This window comes from Sphingobacterium sp. GW821-FHT03E03 (assembly GCF_059420745.1).
The window spans coordinates 118,974-136,079 of sequence record NZ_JBWKUH010000007.1; the positions used below are offsets into that span (position 1 = coordinate 118,974).

11 protein-coding genes are annotated in these 17,106 nt (G+C 40.5%); 7 read left to right on the forward strand and 4 right to left on the reverse strand.

The genetic code is table 11. The features are described 5' to 3' along the window. Window positions 1-106 precede the first annotated feature (106 nt). The 7 genes from AC07UV_RS10945 to AC07UV_RS10975 all read left to right on the forward strand — a co-directional run bounded on the left by AC07UV_RS10945 (window position 107) and on the right by AC07UV_RS10975 (window position 14,007). Complete coding sequence (locus AC07UV_RS10945) at window positions 107-1,204, forward strand: FecR family protein (protein ID WP_495183746.1); 1,098 nt, start codon at window positions 107-109, stop codon at window positions 1,202-1,204. 192 nt (window positions 1,205-1,396) lie between these two features. Continuing rightward, entirely contained in the window at window positions 1,397-4,759 is a 3,363-nt protein-coding gene (locus AC07UV_RS10950; protein WP_495183747.1) for a TonB-dependent receptor, read from the forward strand. A gap of 20 nt (window positions 4,760-4,779) precedes the next feature. After that, complete coding sequence (locus AC07UV_RS10955; RefSeq protein WP_495183748.1) at window positions 4,780-6,693, forward strand: RagB/SusD family nutrient uptake outer membrane protein; 1,914 nt, start codon at window positions 4,780-4,782, stop codon at window positions 6,691-6,693. 53 nt (window positions 6,694-6,746) lie between these two features. Continuing rightward, complete coding sequence (locus tag AC07UV_RS10960; protein ID WP_495183749.1) at window positions 6,747-7,925, forward strand: DUF5000 domain-containing lipoprotein; 1,179 nt, start codon at window positions 6,747-6,749, stop codon at window positions 7,923-7,925. A 33-nt stretch (window positions 7,926-7,958) separates the two neighbouring features. Then, window positions 7,959-9,167, forward strand: coding sequence for a DUF4998 domain-containing protein (locus AC07UV_RS10965; protein WP_495183750.1), 1,209 nt, complete (start codon window positions 7,959-7,961; stop codon window positions 9,165-9,167). Window positions 9,168-9,262: 95 nt separating this feature from the next. Then, the gene (locus tag AC07UV_RS10970; protein WP_495183751.1) at window positions 9,263-11,632 is read left to right on the forward strand and encodes a discoidin domain-containing protein; all 2,370 of its coding nucleotides are present in this window, start codon (window positions 9,263-9,265) and stop codon (window positions 11,630-11,632) included. 44 nt (window positions 11,633-11,676) lie between these two features. Continuing rightward, window positions 11,677-14,007, forward strand: a complete 2,331-nt coding sequence (locus AC07UV_RS10975) for a glycoside hydrolase family 95 protein (protein ID WP_495183752.1) — start codon at window positions 11,677-11,679, stop codon at window positions 14,005-14,007. A 154-nt stretch (window positions 14,008-14,161) separates the two neighbouring features. Here AC07UV_RS10975 and AC07UV_RS10980 read toward each other — a convergent pair whose 3' ends face one another. The 4 genes from AC07UV_RS10980 to AC07UV_RS10995 all read right to left on the reverse strand — a co-directional run bounded on the left by AC07UV_RS10980 (window position 14,162) and on the right by AC07UV_RS10995 (window position 17,089). Then, entirely contained in the window at window positions 14,162-15,100 is a 939-nt protein-coding gene (locus tag AC07UV_RS10980) for a DUF5777 family beta-barrel protein (protein ID WP_495183753.1), read from the reverse strand. Window positions 15,101-15,118: 18 nt separating this feature from the next. After that, the gene (locus AC07UV_RS10985; protein ID WP_495183754.1) at window positions 15,119-15,667 is read right to left on the reverse strand and encodes a YceI family protein; all 549 of its coding nucleotides are present in this window, start codon (window positions 15,665-15,667) and stop codon (window positions 15,119-15,121) included. 12 nt (window positions 15,668-15,679) lie between these two features. After that, window positions 15,680-16,084 (reverse strand): c-type cytochrome, encoded by a 405-nt coding sequence (locus AC07UV_RS10990; RefSeq protein WP_282256018.1) that lies wholly within the window; start codon window positions 16,082-16,084, stop codon window positions 15,680-15,682. Between the two features lie 156 nt (window positions 16,085-16,240). Beyond that, window positions 16,241-17,089: a hypothetical protein gene (locus AC07UV_RS10995; RefSeq protein WP_495183755.1), complete on the reverse strand. Its 849-nt coding sequence runs from the start codon at window positions 17,087-17,089 to the stop codon at window positions 16,241-16,243. Window positions 17,090-17,106: the final 17 nt, after the last annotated feature.

Consider the following 17,106-nt stretch of genomic DNA (forward strand, 5'->3'; position numbering starts at 1 on the left):
ATAGAGTTAAAGTAAGACCAATTATACTGTGGAACAAACCAAATTAATAAACTTATATAGAAGATATCTTGCTAAACAGTGCACGGATGAAGAAATCCATTTGTTAATGCATTACATGCGCCAGAAGGAGTATGCAAAACTTCTCAAGGAACTGATTTTGGAAGATTTGGAGCATGAAGAGGAAATTGAGTTAGATGATCAGGCTAGAATGGCTATTCAGCAGCTTGATGAATATTTCGACCGTGAATATTTTTATCAGAACCGAAAAAAGAACAACAAGAAACTATTCGCATGGATATCAATTGCTGCTGCAGCTTCAATAATCTGTGCAATTTCAGTGCTATGGTACACACGTGTTGACGATGAGTCTGGCGGTATAAGAATAGCAGATAACCGAAGCACATTGATAACAAGTAATGGTAAAGAGATAAAGCTGGATGGTACTTCCAATGTTGAGTTATTGCGGGAAAATGGAACTGTGATTCTACAGGATAGTTTAGGGGATATCCATGTTAAAGTACTGGATAGTATGCCTAATCTTAAGCCTCAAGTCATTTATCAAACAATCCGGACAGCCAAAGGCAGACAATCTCGCATTTATCTTACTGATGGTAGTGTTGTGGTTCTAAATTCTGATTCTCAACTTAAATTTCCACTTTTTTATGCAGAGGATCAACGGGAGGTCGAACTTCAAGGAGAGGGATTTTTTGACGTAGAAACCAATAAGCGTAAGCCATTTATAGTTAAAACACACGATCAACGGATTAAGGTATACGGAACCAAGTTTAATGTCAACAATTATGAAAATGAACAAACGACTAAAACCACTTTGTTTCATGGTAAAGTGTCTGTACAGAATCTGATCGGATCATCACCCCAGAAGGAGTATATCCTTAAACCTGGTGAACAAATTGTCCTCGATAAAAAATCCAAAGCTTTGAAACAAGATAAGACTGAAAACGAGGAGCAGGTATTGGGCTGGAAGAATGGTGTATTTGTTTATGATAATGCAACATTAAAGGAAATTATGAAGGATTTCGCCAGATGGTACAATATTGATGTGGATCTTGAAACCCTTCCTGCACTTACGTTTAGTGGAACTATACCAAGAAATTATGAGCTGGACAAAGCGCTGAATGTGATCGCGCGCACAGCAAATATCAAGATTAACCGAACGGGAACTACACTAAAATTTGAAAAATAAATGGGGAAAGAAACTTAATCAAAAAAAACCGACAGTACTGCCATACCGTCGGCGAACATTAGGGTAATACAAAATTTTCTAAAAACCTAACATCACAAAAGTATGAATTTAAAAGTTCAATACAAGCATTTGTATTGTTTATTACAGCGCCTATTTGGGATTGTAATATGTACTCGCAAGCATCTAATCATAATGAAGCTAACATTTGTAATTACATTTTTATTTTCAATTTCGGCATTTGCGGAGGGCTATGGCCAACGTATCAATCCCGAGCTGAAAAATGCAGCTGTAGAAACTGTGCTGAAAGAGATCAAGAAACAATCTGGGTACGACATGTTCTATAATATAGATTTGATCAACCCGTTAAAAAAGACAAATTTTCGAGTTAAGAATGCCACAGTTGACGAGGCGTTGAAGGAAGTTACAGCTAACTTAGGGCTGGAGTATGCGATAGAGGAAAGAATGATTATTATCTCCAAAAGTAAAGAGAACCGGATCATTCAGCATTCGATTAAAGGTATTGTTTCAGGGGAAGGGGATAAAAAATTACAGGGAGTTTCTGTTGTGGAAAAGGGGACAAGCAATGGAACTACGACAGACGTTGAGGGGAATTATAGTCTCAAAGTGTCGAATCCTAAGGGAATTCTTGTTTTCTCTATCGTTGGTTATGCAAAAAAGGAAGTGCCGATTGATGGGCTTCAACAGATAGATGTGCAGTTAACAGAAGATAAGAGCGAACTGGATGAGGTGGTTGTAGTCGCTTATGGTCATCAGAAAAAAGAGAGTATGGTCAGTTCCATTACAACAATTAATCCGAAAGAATTGAAAGGACCGACCAGCAATCTGACAACGATGCTTGCGGGAAGGCTGTCTGGCGTTGTAGCCTTTCAACGGAGCGGTGAACCCGGCGCTGATAATGCACAGTTTTTTATTCGCGGGATCACGACATTTGGAAGTGGGAAGGTAGATCCATTGATTTTGATTGATGGTATGGAATCCACTTCTAACGCATTGGCGAGATTACAACCCGATGATATCTCCGGTTTTTCCGTCTTAAAAGATGCAGCAGCATCGTCGCTGTATGGGGCTAGGGGAGCTAATGGTGTGGTGTTGGTGACTACGAAATCCGGTATCACAGGAAAAACAAAATTCAATGTGAGGGCAGAGAATTCGATTTCATCGAATACACAAAATTTCAAATTGGCGGACAATATCACCTATATGAAGCTGGCGAATGAAGCTGTATTGACTAGAAATGCACTTGAAGACCTACCTTACAGCCAGAATAAGATAGATCGCACAATAGCAGGGGAAAACCCTTTTCTTTACCCCAATAATGACTGGATTGGTTTGTTGATCAAAGATTACACGATCAACCAGCGATTTAATATGAATATGAGTGGTGGGGGGAAAAACGCACAATTTTATATTGCAGGAACTTATAACGTAGATAATGGTGTGTTAAAGTCTGACCATGGAAATAAATTCGATAATAATATTAACCTGAAAAGTTATCAGATCCGTTCAAATGTCAATGTTAAACTGACACCTACAACAGAGGGAATTGTACGAACTTCGGGAAGCTTTGATGACTATCAAGGACCAATTGGTGGAGGGGGAAATATCTTTCAGGGAGCAATAGCTGCAAATCCTGTTAATTTTCCGGCTGTTTTTCCGGCATCTGATATGCCTTATGCCGAACATCCATTATTTGGGAATGCCAGAATCAACGGGCAGACGGAGGCGATGTATTTCAATCCGTATGCAGAAATGGTTTCAGGATTTCAGCAATCAAATTCATCAACATTAAATGTACAACTTGAAATTAAGCAAGATTTTAAATTCCTTACAGAAGGCCTGAGTGCAAGGCTTATGGCTTATACACAGCGCTATTCTTATTTTGATCTGAGTAGGAGATATACTCCTTTTTATTATCGGGCAAATGCAACTAGTACAGAAGGTGACAAATATTCATTGGAATTGCTCAATGAGAAAGATGCCACGGAGTATTTGGATTTTAAGCGAGGAGCTAAAGTTGCAAATACAGTTTCTTATCTGGAGGCTGCTATTAACTACAATCACACCTTCTCCGAAAAACATAGTGTAGGAGGTTTGTTGGTTACCCAACTACGGAGTTTTGTAACTGGTGATGCAGATAAGCTTCAGACTTCTCTCCCTTATAGAAATCAGGGACTATCGGGGAGATTTACGTATGGCTACGATAACAGATATCTGTTTGAAGCAAATTTTGGACTAAATGGTTCTGAACGTTTTGCAAAGAATCATCGTTATGGCTTCTTCCCTTCAATTGGGGCTGCCTGGAATGCATCGAATGAGGAGTTTTTTAGACCATTAAGACAGACTATAACGAAACTAAAATTTAGAGCAACTTACGGTTTGATCGGTAATGATCAGATTGGTGATCCAGATGATCGTTTCTTTTATTTATCAGATGTGAATCTAAAAGATGGTAGTCACGGATCAGCTTTTGGTACAAATTATATATATAGTAAACCGGGGGTGACAATTTCCAGATACGCAAACGAAGCGATTACCTGGGAACAAGCGTCGACGGTCAACCTAGGGATGGATATCAGTCTGTTTAACAGTGTCAATATTATTTTGGATGCCTACAAGACACGTAGAAATAATATTCTAATGAATAGGTCTTATATTCCTACAACAATGGGATTATCTGCAGGCATACGGGCTAATGTGGGGGAGGCTGAAGGAAAAGGTATCGACCTTTCTATAGATTACAGTAAGAATTTTGGTGATATGTGGATACAGGCTAGAGGAACGTTTACCTATGCAACCAGCAAATTGATTGTAAATGAAGAACCTAATTACCCATCCAATTTAGCTTATCTTTCTAAGGTCGGTCGTTCTCTTAGTCAAGGGTATGGGCTGATCGCTGAGCGGCTATTTGTCGATAATGAAGAGGTGAAAAATTCTCCTGTTCAGACTTTCGGTGAGGTCATGGGAGGCGATATTAAATATCGAGATATGAACGGAGATGGAATTATCACATCACAGGACTATGTCCCATTGGGCTTGCCGACGGTACCTGAAATTATTTATGGTTTTGGATTGTCAGTAGGCTATAAGAACTTTGATCTTAGTGGATTCTTTCAGGGGTCCGGCCGGTCTTCTTTCTGGATCGACCCCGATAAAACCAGTCCTTTTGTTATGAATGGTGCCTATCAACATGGTTTGTTACAAGCTATTGCCGATGATCACTGGTCCGAGGAGAACGGTAATATATATGCCTTTTGGCCTCGCTTAAGCCCGAATCTGAACCGGAATAATCTTGAATCTTCCAGCTGGTGGATGCGTAAAGGTTCGTTTTTACGGCTAAAAACAGTGGAATTGGGCTATAATCTCTCGAGCAAGATGCTTGATAAAATGGGAGTGGGACCAATCAGACTTTATCTAAATGCCAGTAACCTGTTCGTCAAAAGTAGTTTTGATCTCTGGGATCCAGAGATGGGGGGGAATGGTCTAAGATATCCGCTTCAAAAAGTATACAATTTCGGATTAAACGTCCAATTCTAACACAAAAAAAGAAATTCAATATGAAAAGATATACGATTTGTTTTACTCTTTCGGCGGCTTTGCTGTTATTTATGATGAATTCCTGTAAGAAAAATTTTCTTGATGTGGTTCCAGACAATGTCTCTACCATTGATCACGCTTTTGCCAACCGCAATGAAGCAGAGAAGTTTTTATTTACCTGTTATGATGGTCTGCCTCGGGAAGGCCATCCGGAAATGAATCCAGGTATGAACACTGGAGACGAGTTTTGGATTTATTGGCCAATGCCCACCGGAGAAGATTATTCGACCTTATCTCCGTATAATATTGCTAGAGGACTTCAAAATAGAAATAAGCCCGAAATGAATTATTGGGATAGTTTTGACGGTAAATCCATGTGGAATGGTATTCGGAACTGTAATATATTTTTAGAAAATGTTGATAGGGTTAAAGACGTGGAGCCATATATGAAAGACCGCTGGATTGCTGAAGCCAAATTTTTGAAGGCTTATTTTCACTGGTATTTATTCAGAATGTATGGTCCTATTCCGGTTGTTGATAAAAATTTGCCAATTAATGCCTTGCCGGATGAGGTAAAGGTAAGCCGACAGTCTACAGACTCCGTTGTAAACTATATTGTTAATCTACTCGATGAGGCTGCTGCAGGTGAGGGAAGTGTGGGGCTACCGGAAAAAATATTAGACCAAAGTACAGAACTGGGTAGAATAACCAAACCTATCGCCCTGGCAATTAAAGCCAGAGTACTTGTTACTGCGGCAAGTCCTTTGTTCAATGGAAATCCAGATTTTGCCAATATCAAGAATCGGGATGGAAGAGCATTATTTAATGCAACCTATGATCAGAAAAAATGGGAACGAGCAGCAGAGGCATGTAAACTAGCCATCGCGGCAGCTAAAAAAGCGGATATAGATTTGTATCGCTTTAATTCACCGGGAAAGCCGGTAGATGATTTCACGAAAACGGAAATGAGCATCCGTAACGCTGTATGTGAAAGATGGAATACAGAGCTGATTTGGGGGACAACGACTAAGCCAGATGACACCTGGACCTTACAACTCTATGCCAGTCCACAACTAGATCCAAATGTAGCTAATCCAAGCTTAAAGGGGCAACTCGCACCTACCTTGAAAATGGCTGAATTATTTTATACAGAAAATGGTGTACCTATTACAGAAGATAAAACCTGGGACTATGCCAATAGATTCCAACTGCGGACTGCAACAGCTGCAAATCTTGGGATACAGAATGGTTATCAGTCTGTTAGTCTGCATTTTGACAGAGAGCCTCGCTTTTATGCGGATATGGCATTTGATGGATCGACATGGTATATGGAAAATGCAAATTTTAACATTAAGGCCAAATCAGGACAACATTCTGGGAAAAAACAAACCCGTATTTATTCGGTAACAGGTTATTATACCAAGAAACTGGTGAACTGGAAAATGGTTGCAACTCCGATAAATGTAGTTGTTGAACGCTATCCATGGCCTGTGGTGCGGCTAGGGGATCTTTATTTGCTCTATGCTGAAGCATTAAATGAGACAGACGATAAGGCGCTTGCATTAGAATACCTTAACATGGTAAGAGACCGGGCGGGGCTTAAATCCGTTGAGTCTTCTTGGACTAACTTTTCTAAGAATCCAAATAAATACGCCGATAAAAATGGTTTAAGAGAGATTGTACAACAGGAACGTCTAATTGAAATGGCCTTTGAGGGCAGCCGCTTCTGGGATCTCAGACGCTGGAAAAAGGCTGGAGAGATTCTGAACCAGCCCATTTATGGCTGGGATGTGATTCGGTCAGAATATGCCGATTATAACCGAAGGATATTATTATTCAATCAAAGTTTTAACAGTCCGAGGGATTATTTTTGGCCGATAAAAGACGATAATATCCTAGTAAATCCGAATCTGGTTCAAAATGGAGGCTGGTAACAAAAGCTAGGTAAAACTTACTATTCAAAATCAATCATTAGAAAAGAACAAAAATGAATCGATTAATATATATGTTATATGCAGGATTGTTGTTCGTCGGAACGATCGGATCCTGTCGTAAAACGGAGGTGGGGACAATGGATAAAAGTGATAAGCAGGCTCCAGGGCCTGTGAGCAACGCGCAGGTGGAAAATTTAAATGGGGCGGCCAAAATAACCTATAGCTTGCCACAAGATGATGATTTGTTGTATATAAGGGCCGAGTATACGACGAAACAAGGGATCGTTCGGAACACCAAGGTTAGTAGGTATTTGGATAGTGTTGTTTTACAAGGGTTTGCCGATACGGATGTTTACGAAGCAAGGTTATATGCCGTGGATAAAAGTGAAAATGTCTCTGTACCATTGCTTGTAAAAGTGCACCCCAAAACACCACCTTTTGAGCTTGTTAAACAAAAACTAGTAGCTAGTGCTGCTTTTGGAGGGTTGGATGTTGGTTATCAGAATGTGACTGAATCGGATGTAGCCATAGTTATTTTAGCAAATGATAAACTGGGCAATTTTGCGCCATTGAAAACGCTGAATACGAAGCTAAAAACAGGAACTTTCGGTGCAAGAAATCTCGCTGCAATAGAAACCCGATTTGGATTGATGGTACGGGATCGTTGGGGTAATTTATCCGATACTACCTATGTAACTTTAAAGCCTTTCTTTGAAGCACAATTGGATAGAACAAAAATGAAAGGATTAAATATTAATGGTACAGATGCGAAAAATTATCCTGGAAATGAAGTCGAATATCTTTTTGATGGTGATGTAAGTAATAAAACAGCTTATCATACCATTGACCCGGTAAGTATGCCACAATGGTTTACCTTTGATATGGGGCAAACTGCTAAGTTGAGCCGTTTAGTCTGGTTTATGAGACAAGGGTGGTATTTTCATCTTCATAATCCAAGAAAAGTGGAAATATGGGGTTCCAACAATCCGAGCCCTGATGGCAGTTTCACCAACTGGATATTATTAGCCGAACACGAACAGATAAAACCATCAGGTTTGCCACCGGGACAGAATTCTAATGCTGATATTGAAGCTGCACTAGAGGGGGAGACCATCAGCATTCCTGTAGATGCTCCCGCAGTAAGGTATATCCGCTTTAAAACCTTGCGGAATTGGTCAGATGGAGTTTATGTGAATTTTACAGAATTAGCGCTGTGGGGGAATCCACAATAGAAATTTAGTGTAATAATAATTAATAGTTAAAATATGAAAATGACTAAATATCTGACTTGTTTCTTCCTTGTCACTGTAGGATTATATATGAGTTCCTGTACCAAAGAAGATGCGTATAAAAAAATTACAAAGGATGGCGAAATTTACTACCCAGGGAGAGCAGATACTGTGCTCGTCCATGGTGGTAATAACAGAATTAAATTACAAGTTGTTTTGGGAAATGATCCACTGATAACCAAAGTTAAGGCCTTCTGGAATAATCATGCAGACTCGACAGAAGTAGACGTTATAAAAACAACTGGCAAAGATACTGTTGATCTGTTGATTAATAATCTTTCTCAGGGTACCTATTCTTTTGATGTATATACATACACCGGGCCTAAAGCTAAATCAATAGTAAAACAAGGAACTGGTATGGTGTATGGGGATAATTACCTAAAGGTATTATCTAACCGAACGTTGAAAACGCTAAGTTATTCATTGGATGGAAGCAAGCTCTTTATTGACTGGAATTCTCCATTGGAGGGTGAAAAGTCCATTGAGTTAAAATATACTACTGAAACTGGTACTACCCAAACCGTGGTGATTCCGGGAGGAAGTTTAAAAACAGAGATTTCGGGCTTTAAGAACGGTACTAAGCTTATTTACAAATCTATATTTTTACCCGAACCCAAGGCAATAGATGAGTTCTCTATAACACCGAGTGAGGTAGCACTTCCAGTATTTGAGCGAGAAGTAGATAAGGCAAACTTTAAGGTCTATTCGCTTCCTACAGATGTTCGGGATAATTGGGGTTGGCTGATGGAATATCTTTGGAATAAAAACTACGATGGTACAGGCTTCGCGTCCACTGAGGGTCCTTCACAATGGTTTACTTTTGATATGGGGGAATCTGTTTCTATCAGCCGCTTTAGAACCTGGCAGGCTGCAGACCGTATCTTTAGGGCTGAGAATGTGAAGAAATTCGAAATCTGGGGCAGCAATAATCCTGCTTCGGATGGTTCTTGGGCAAGCTGGACAAAACTGGCCGAATGTCAATCCATAAAACCCTCAGGATTACCGGTCGGACAAACAACAGAAGGTGATATCAACTATGCAAAAGCAGGCGAAGAATTTAAACTTCCACCGGAAACGCCTAAAGCGCGATATATCCGAATTAAAGTACTGGACACTTGGGGCGGAGGCACATTTATCACAATGGGTGAATTGACATTCTGGACAAGTGATCGGGTCTCAAAATAATAACCATTTTTTAGCATGCGCTATTACAAGAATATTCAGGGTGAAACCGTCAGATTTTGCCCTGAAACTTACATAAAATTCAAACAGGTAATACAATGAAACCAACTATGTTTAAAAACACACTTACAACACTTTACTTAGCTCTTGCAGTCAGTGCCGCTTTAGCACAGACGAATGCTGGTTCATCTAAACTAATTAAGGTCGACGGAAAAGGTAGCGGACGGCTTTTTGACGGGGTCGGCGCTGTCAGTGCAGGCTCCTCCTCAAGGCTGTTAATAGATTATGCCGATAAATCCAAAAGCGATATATTAGATTACCTGTTCAAACCAAATTTCGGTGCTGGCTTTACTTACCTTAAGACAGAAATTGGGGGAGATGGTAATACAACCTGTGGCTCGGAGCCTAGTTTTGCACGAACAAGGGCAGAAATGGAAAAGCCTCATTATAATCGTGGATTTGAGTACTGGCTAATGCGTGAAGCAGCAAATCGAAATCCGAATATAGAACTTGACGCCCTAGAATGGAGTATGCCCGGATGGTTTAAAGGGGTATGGTCACAGGATAACGCAGACTACTTGGTCAAGTTTATTGAAGGTGCAAAACACTGGGGACTCAAGATGAAGTATATTTCAGGTTGTTGGAATGAACGCGATTATAACAGAGATTGGATTGTCAATGTTTTAAGACCTACACTCGATCGAAATGGCTTTAAAGATATTAAAATAAATGCACCCGAAGGTGCTGGCAAAGCATGGGAGATTAGTGATCTGTTGGTCAAAGACTCGGTGTTCAGAAATACAATTTCATCGATCAGCTATCATTATCCGGACTCCTATATGTGGGGACATAGAGGTGAGGAACCAAATCCGAATTCGGTTTTGACAGAATTACCCTTATGGTCTGGTGAAGACTTTTCATTGCCCGGAGCATCATGGAGAAATACGACCTATTTAGCCAAAAACATTTTAAGGTGTTACATCAAATGGAAAATTGTGAAAGTAAATATGTGGTGTCCGATTGCTTCAATGCCCGATATTTCCTGTTTTTCGAATGTAGGTTTGATGAAAGGGACTACACCTTGGTCAGGATATTATGAGGTGTGGCCAACGATCTGGGCAGTAGCACATTTTAACCAGTTTGCCAAACCGGGATGGAAATACCTAGATAGCGGCTGCGGTGAATTCAGTGGTGACGGTGCTTATTGTACTTATAAAAATATGGATGGCAGCAATGACTATAGTATAGTCGTGGTCAGTGGTTCAGAGGAGCAGAAATTAACATTCAATATCGCTGATCTTCCTAAGGACAAGCTGCATGTGTGGAAGTCGGACAGCAAAAACCAGTTTGTACAACAGGAAGATGTTTCAGTAGTCAACGGAGAAGTTACATTAGCTGTTGATCCGGAGAGTATTTATACAATTACGACGACGACAGGTCAGCAAAAGGGAGCGCACAATATTCCTAAAGAAAAAGCCTTCCCAACAAAGTACAGTGATAATTTTGATAATTACTCTTTAGAAAGAGCTCCGCTTTCGCCAAAATACTTTTATGACAACTCGGGTGCTTTTGAATTGGCGCAATCTGAAGGGAATAATAAATACTTAAGACAACTGCTCGTAAACGATATCACGCACTGGATTCCGGATGAATGTGCCTATACGTTTGTTGCACAAAATACGGAATGGGAGCAGGGCGAGATATCCTCTGATGTTTTTGTAGAAAATGATGCCTTTAATGGAGTAGGTTATGCCGGGCTAATTTTGAGAGGAGCCTACGATAAAGCTAACCAATCAAATATTCCATTCGGCTATCGTTTTAATATCTATAAAGATGGCACATGGAAACTTCAGACAAAGAAAAATATACTTGCAAGTGGAAATGTGGATGCCAGTAAATGGCATAAATTGAAGCTGACCGGAAAAGGAAGCAATATCAAAGGTTACATAGACGGCCAACTCGTTGTTGACGTACAGGATGATACCTATTCAATTGGCGCGGCAGGTTACGTATCGGGCTTTAATTTTGCTGGATTCGACAACCTTGTCCTCAATTACACTCCGGCCTCAGGTCAATTGCTGTCCGGATGGATGCCTGCTACATCACCTGCTGATCCGGTAGGACATAGCTTGATTGGTGCATTTGATGGCAATAGTCTTTCCAAGTGGAGTCCAAAAGCTGATGGTACCGAGCAGCATCTGGTTGTAGATCTTGGTGCTGTACAGAAAATCAAAAGATGTGAAACCTTTACGGATTTCGTAGAGAAAGGTGCACAATACAAAATTGAGTATTCCGCCGATAATGTAAAATGGTCTGTTTTTGCAGATAAAACCAACAACGCTAAAATATCTATTCCTTGTTTTGTTGATGAGGGCAATATCAAAGCAAGATGGGTACGATTGACAGTTTTACCTGCAAAAGACAAGACTATTGCCAATATCTATGAATTTAAGGTTTATGGAGATTAACTAGCTTTTTACAACAAAATGAGGGATCTGAAACACTATATATCATGAAGAAACTGTTAACTGTATTTTATTTTTGCTGCTTCGCTCTTACAACTGTATCTGCCCAGCAAAAGCCCTTAAAATTGTGGTATGATAAACCAGCGGAAATTTGGGAGGCCACATTACCGCTGGGCAATGGCAGATTGGGAATGACACCTGATGGTGGTATTATAAAGGAGCGCATAGTCTTGAACGATATTACTTTATGGTCTGGAAGTCCACAGGATGCCAATAATTATGAGGCCTATAAAAGTCTTCCGGCTATCCGGCAACTTATTTTACAGGGCAAAAATGATGAGGCGCAAGCATTGGTAAACAGCAATTTTGTCTGTAAAGGCGAAGGCTCAGCAGGAGAAAGGTGGGGTAAATTTCAAACAATGGGTGCATTGCAAATCGATTTCACCTATAAGGGGGATCATGGAGAGGTACAAAAAGTTGAGAACTACCGTCGCGAGCTCCTATTGGACCAAGCCATTGCGAACTGTACATTTACACGTAATGGTGTAAATTATAAACGAGAGTATTTTACAAGTTTTGACGATGATGTCGATGTCATTCGGTTGACAGCAGACAAGCCCAGACAGCTCAATTGTCGTATTGCGATGAATAGACCTGAGCGTTATCAGGTTAATACGGTGGGCAACGAATTGCAGATGTCCGGCCAGCTCAATAATGGTACCGATGGTAAGGGGATGAAGTATCTGGCTCGGGTACAGGCGAAATTGAAAGACGGAACTATCCGTCCGGAAAATAATAATCTGGTTATTGAGGATGCTACTGAGGTGTTGATTTACGTCTCTGCTGGAACTGATTTCAAGGGCTTTGCCTTTGAAGAAAAGACAGGTCAGTTTTTGTCCGCAGCGATGAAAAAAAGTTATGATCTGCAAAAACGCAGTCATATAGCTGCATTCAGCAAACTCTTTAGACGCGCTTATATTGATCTTGGGGAAGGGACAGCTGCAGATTTGCCAACAGACCGTCGGATAGCCAATTTCTACAACAATTTCAATAATGATCCGTCACTTGCCACTTTGTTTTTTCAGTATGGGAGATACCTGAGCATCAGCAGCACCCGGGTAGGATTGCTGCCCCCCAATTTACAGGGGCTGTGGGCACAGGAGATCAACACACCATGGAATGGGGATTATCACCTGGATGTGAATGTACAGATGAATCATTGGCCGCTAGAGGTGGTCAATCTATCTGAGCTGAATCTGCCACTTGCTGAATTGGTGAAAAGTCTCGTTGAACCGGGAAAGAAAACCGCCAAGGCTTACTATAATGCTGATGGCTGGATTGCGCATGTCATTACCAATGTCTGGGGATTTACAGAGCCCGGCGAGAGTGCGTCATGGGGAGCATCAAATGCGGGTTCAGGATGGCTATGTAGCAATTTATGGGGTCATTATGCGTTTACAAATGATTTAAACTATCTAAAAGATATCTATACTGTGCTGAAAGGTTCTGCGGAATTTTATAAAAGCGTGTTAGTGAAAGACCCTAAAACAGGTTGGATGGTTACTTCCCCTTCAGTTTCGCCGGAGAACACTTTCTATATGGCTAACGGAAAGACAGCGAGCATCTGTATGGGACCAACCATTGATAATCAGATTGTGCGGGAGCTGTTTACTAATGTGATCACAGCCTCTAAAAAGCTGAAAATTGATCATGCGTTTAGACAGGATTTGGAAAATTTGCTACAGGCGATACCTCCTTCTGGAGTGATCAGCAAAGATGGACGTATACAGGAGTGGTTGCAGGATTATAAGGAGATCGAACCGACCCATCGCCATGTTTCCCATTTATATGGGGTTTATCCAGCACCATTAATCACGCCTTTATCTACTCCCGAACTTGCGGAAGCTGCAAAGAAGACGCTTGAGGTAAGAGGAGATAATAGTACGAGCTGGTCTATCGCTTATAAGACCTTGTTTTGGGCAAGACTCCATAATGGAAACAGAGCGTTCAAATTGATCCGGGAAATGCTAAAACCCGTAGCTGACCCTAATAATATGGGAGGTGGTGGAGGTGTTTATCCGAATCTATTTTCTGCACATCCTCCCTTTCAGATCGATGGCAATTTCGGCGCTACAGCTGGTATTGCGGAAATGCTTTTGCAGAGTCACGATGGCTGTATAGATCTGTTGCCTGCTTTGCCCGATGCATGGAAAAATGGCGAAGTGAAAGGGCTCAAAGCGAGAGGCAATTACACGGTCGACATGAAATGGAAAGACAGTAAATTGATCAAGTATACCATACGCTCTGCGAAACCCGAGAAAATAAAAATCAGACTAAATGGTGGCTACCAATGGTACACCACACTTAAAAATATTTAAGTAGCTGTTCAAAGGAATGCCTCTCATCTGCATTGAATAGTCGAATAGTTTCTAATTGATATTATCCCCTAGATCGCTATCGTCTGGGGGATAATATTTCAGCTTTAAACTAATGTCGTTGATGGCAGACAATAGTACAGCGTGTTTACCGATTTTATCCTTTCTCTTTTTTGTTAAAATTAAAACGTCTTGCAATACTAAATCCCCATCTAAATTGCCCTTTCCGCCATGAACTGTTGGTCTCGCTGATAAACTGTGATTCTTGTATCGCTGTAGCATTTGTAAAATTGAGATGAAAAATATGCCCACCTGTGTCCATTTCCAAACCAACTCCTAAAGCATTGTAGTAGCGTTGGCCAGTTAGCTCTTCGCGGTATTTCTTTTTCGAGGATTGACGGAAGGGAAGAAAATAGTCGGCAACGAATGCTATCCGTTTACTGACTTTCGCCCTACCACCAATACCGATTGCAAACATATTATTCTGGTCATTATAGGCTGTATAATTACGGTGAAGGTAGGAAGGGACAACCGTAAGAGAAAAATTCGAACTGAATTTTCTGGCAATTATCAATTGCGTCACATAGCTCAGACGGTCGCTGAATCGTTCGAAACTTGCCAGCGAATGTTTTTCTTCCGAAGCCTCCATCGCGGATACGACTGTGCTTCCAAAAAAGGCGATCGAAACAGGCACACTATTGTCTATAGTCTGTTCAACAAAGCGGTATTTGATATTACCTTCATAGAGCTGTCTGACTTCTGTGGCGCCTTTCGCTCTAGCGATTCCAATGTTGATATTATCTGTTAAACCATAATCAAAACCGATCCTGATATCTGTTGAATTGTCAAGACCGAAGAAATTTTTCGCTCCACCGGCACTTCCTCCAATATCTCCAAACCGGTGATCTACTCTGAAGTCCATTTCATTTCGATGAATGGTTTCAGTAGTTTTTAGATTTATTAAGTTGCCCGATTTAAATGTCGCAGTAACTTTTTCGTTCTTTGGCCCTTCAAGCTTGATCATTTTATCGAGATCTTCCTGTGCAACTACTTTCAGCGAAATAATAGATAGCACTATGCCTAGTATACTTTTCATAATTGAATGGAATAATTATTAGTTATAAGCAGCTTCTATTTTTACTTTCACGACCTCTGCAATTTTCTTTCCGACGATTGAGGGAATACTGATTTTATGGTCTGCCAGTCTGACATCAAAGGCTGCGATAGCTTTTATTGCACCATTCTTCACATTGAAAATCGCAGCGGTAGAATAGGGTTTACCGACACCATGGATTTGTAAAGTACCTGAAACATTCAATTTGTAGGTGCCGTCTTTGGCTAATTTTTCACATTCATCGATCTTACCTTTAAATTCAGAGAGCGGATATTTATCGCTCTCCATATAGTTTTCATTAAAATGCTCCTGCATCAGTTTTTTATCAAATTGGAATGAAGTAATTTTTACCCGAAAGATAATCTCTCCTGTTTTGATATTTAGGGCGGACCCCGCTAAACTGCTTTTCGCTTCTATATCTTCCAGGGGGGCGCTGCTGAAAAAAGAAATAGTTGCAGCTTTGGAGACTAAGGAATTTGTCTGCTGAGCAAATGTCGCCTTACTCCCGAGCAAAAACAGGAGTATACTGTATATATGTATCTTATTCATATGAGTTTTGCATTAGTTTTCCGGCGTATTGCGTTTGATCCAGGCATCCAGCAATTCTATTTCTTTGGCTGTCAAGGTGCCCCCGATGGGCATCGTTTTGGTCACCAATACGACGTTGTTAATTTTTGTAATATGATCTTTGACCGAGTTATATCCGTTAAATTCCCAACGTGCACTGGCAGGTCGTCCTGCGGTATGGCATGACCTGCATTTGGTTTCAAAAAGTGCTTTTGCAAAATTTGTATAGGATACATTGTTCACGGTGACTTCTTCCGGCCCCGGAGGTTCAGGAGATAATTCCTCGGCTTGTTTTTTTGTACATCCTGTAAGTGCAATCGCTATTACAACAATAGTCGCAATAGTAAACGTGAACTTATTGTTCGGGATGAGTGGTCTAGCTATTTTTAGTTTTTTCATCTGTATCATTTTTTTCTCGAAGTTGATGAAGCTATCAGCTTTATTTTTTACATGTTTTTATCTGCTATTGCTATTCAGGGACTCGTCCGAATGCTTCGGACCCAGTTCACCTGGCCGTGTATTCGAATAAATCATTGTAGCTTCATAAACTAGAATTTAGCTAGCAGGTGCAATAGTTGTTTTGTCATTCAAGATTGGCCATACTGCGGGGCGAGGAAAGCTAATTCCTTTGTTGTCACCACGTTGTTGATCTTGACCAAAATAGTACATAGGCCATCCTTTGAAAGTCAATTGTTTTTTGCCAAAAACATCGATAACCGAAATATCTGCCGATTTTATGAGGGACGGTAAGGCTCCTTTGTCCATTTGATAGATCGGCCAGACCACATCATTGCTGAAATCGGGTTTGGTAAACGTATTTTTATTGAATTTGTCGGGGTTAAAGGCATAAAGTGTTCGGCCTTTATCGTCGGTTAAATACAAGGTGCTGCCCGTACCTTCTGTGTAATCTCCCAAATAGTTTTTCCCATCATGCCCGATAAGTTGTGCATTGGCAACCATGAGCAGATAATCGGGCTTTGCGACATACCAGATTTTATTTACAGCATCCCCTTTTACGGCATCAGATTGGCTGTCTCCAGCATAATAATATAGTGGCCAACCTTTGTAAGTACTTTGTTTGCTACCATCAGCTCTCGTAATTTCACCTAGAAGACTTTTATCGATCTTCATATCCGAACTTGTCTCATTGTTATGATAAACCGGCCATGTGGATAGACAATTTCCTGTACATGTTGACTGGCCTTTTGTATCATTTGAAAAGAAATAGAGCGTTTTCCCATTAGCATCAGTCAGAATGGTACCAAATTGAACATTTTCAGCTGTCTGTATTCCTTTCTTTTTATCCTCAGGAGCTTTATCGTCATCTTTAGAACAAGACGAAAATAGGGATAACATGAGGACGGCCACTAGGGCTGTTTTTACATTTTTTGGGTTGAGTTCCATAATACTAAATTTTAATT

What these genes read in the sequence shown, in the direction of transcription:
- AC07UV_RS10945 (WP_495183746.1), top strand. Translation starts at nt 107, where the DNA reads ATGCATTACATGCGCCAGAAGGAGTATGCAAAACTTCTCAAGGAACTG.
- AC07UV_RS10950 (WP_495183747.1), top strand. Translation starts at nt 1,397, where the DNA reads ATGAAGCTAACATTTGTAATTACATTTTTATTTTCAATTTCGGCATTT.
- AC07UV_RS10955 (WP_495183748.1), top strand. Translation starts at nt 4,780, where the DNA reads ATGAAAAGATATACGATTTGTTTTACTCTTTCGGCGGCTTTGCTGTTA.
- AC07UV_RS10960 (WP_495183749.1), top strand. Translation starts at nt 6,747, where the DNA reads ATGAATCGATTAATATATATGTTATATGCAGGATTGTTGTTCGTCGGA.
- AC07UV_RS10965 (WP_495183750.1), top strand. Translation starts at nt 7,959, where the DNA reads ATGAAAATGACTAAATATCTGACTTGTTTCTTCCTTGTCACTGTAGGA.
- AC07UV_RS10970 (WP_495183751.1), top strand. Translation starts at nt 9,263, where the DNA reads ATGAAACCAACTATGTTTAAAAACACACTTACAACACTTTACTTAGCT.
- AC07UV_RS10975 (WP_495183752.1), top strand. Translation starts at nt 11,677, where the DNA reads ATGAAGAAACTGTTAACTGTATTTTATTTTTGCTGCTTCGCTCTTACA.
- AC07UV_RS10980 (WP_495183753.1), bottom strand. Translation starts at nt 15,100, where the DNA reads ATGAAAAGTATACTAGGCATAGTGCTATCTATTATTTCGCTGAAAGTA.
- AC07UV_RS10985 (WP_495183754.1), bottom strand. Translation starts at nt 15,667, where the DNA reads ATGAATAAGATACATATATACAGTATACTCCTGTTTTTGCTCGGGAGT.
- AC07UV_RS10990 (WP_282256018.1), bottom strand. Translation starts at nt 16,084, where the DNA reads ATGAAAAAACTAAAAATAGCTAGACCACTCATCCCGAACAATAAGTTC.
- AC07UV_RS10995 (WP_495183755.1), bottom strand. Translation starts at nt 17,089, where the DNA reads ATGGAACTCAACCCAAAAAATGTAAAAACAGCCCTAGTGGCCGTCCTC.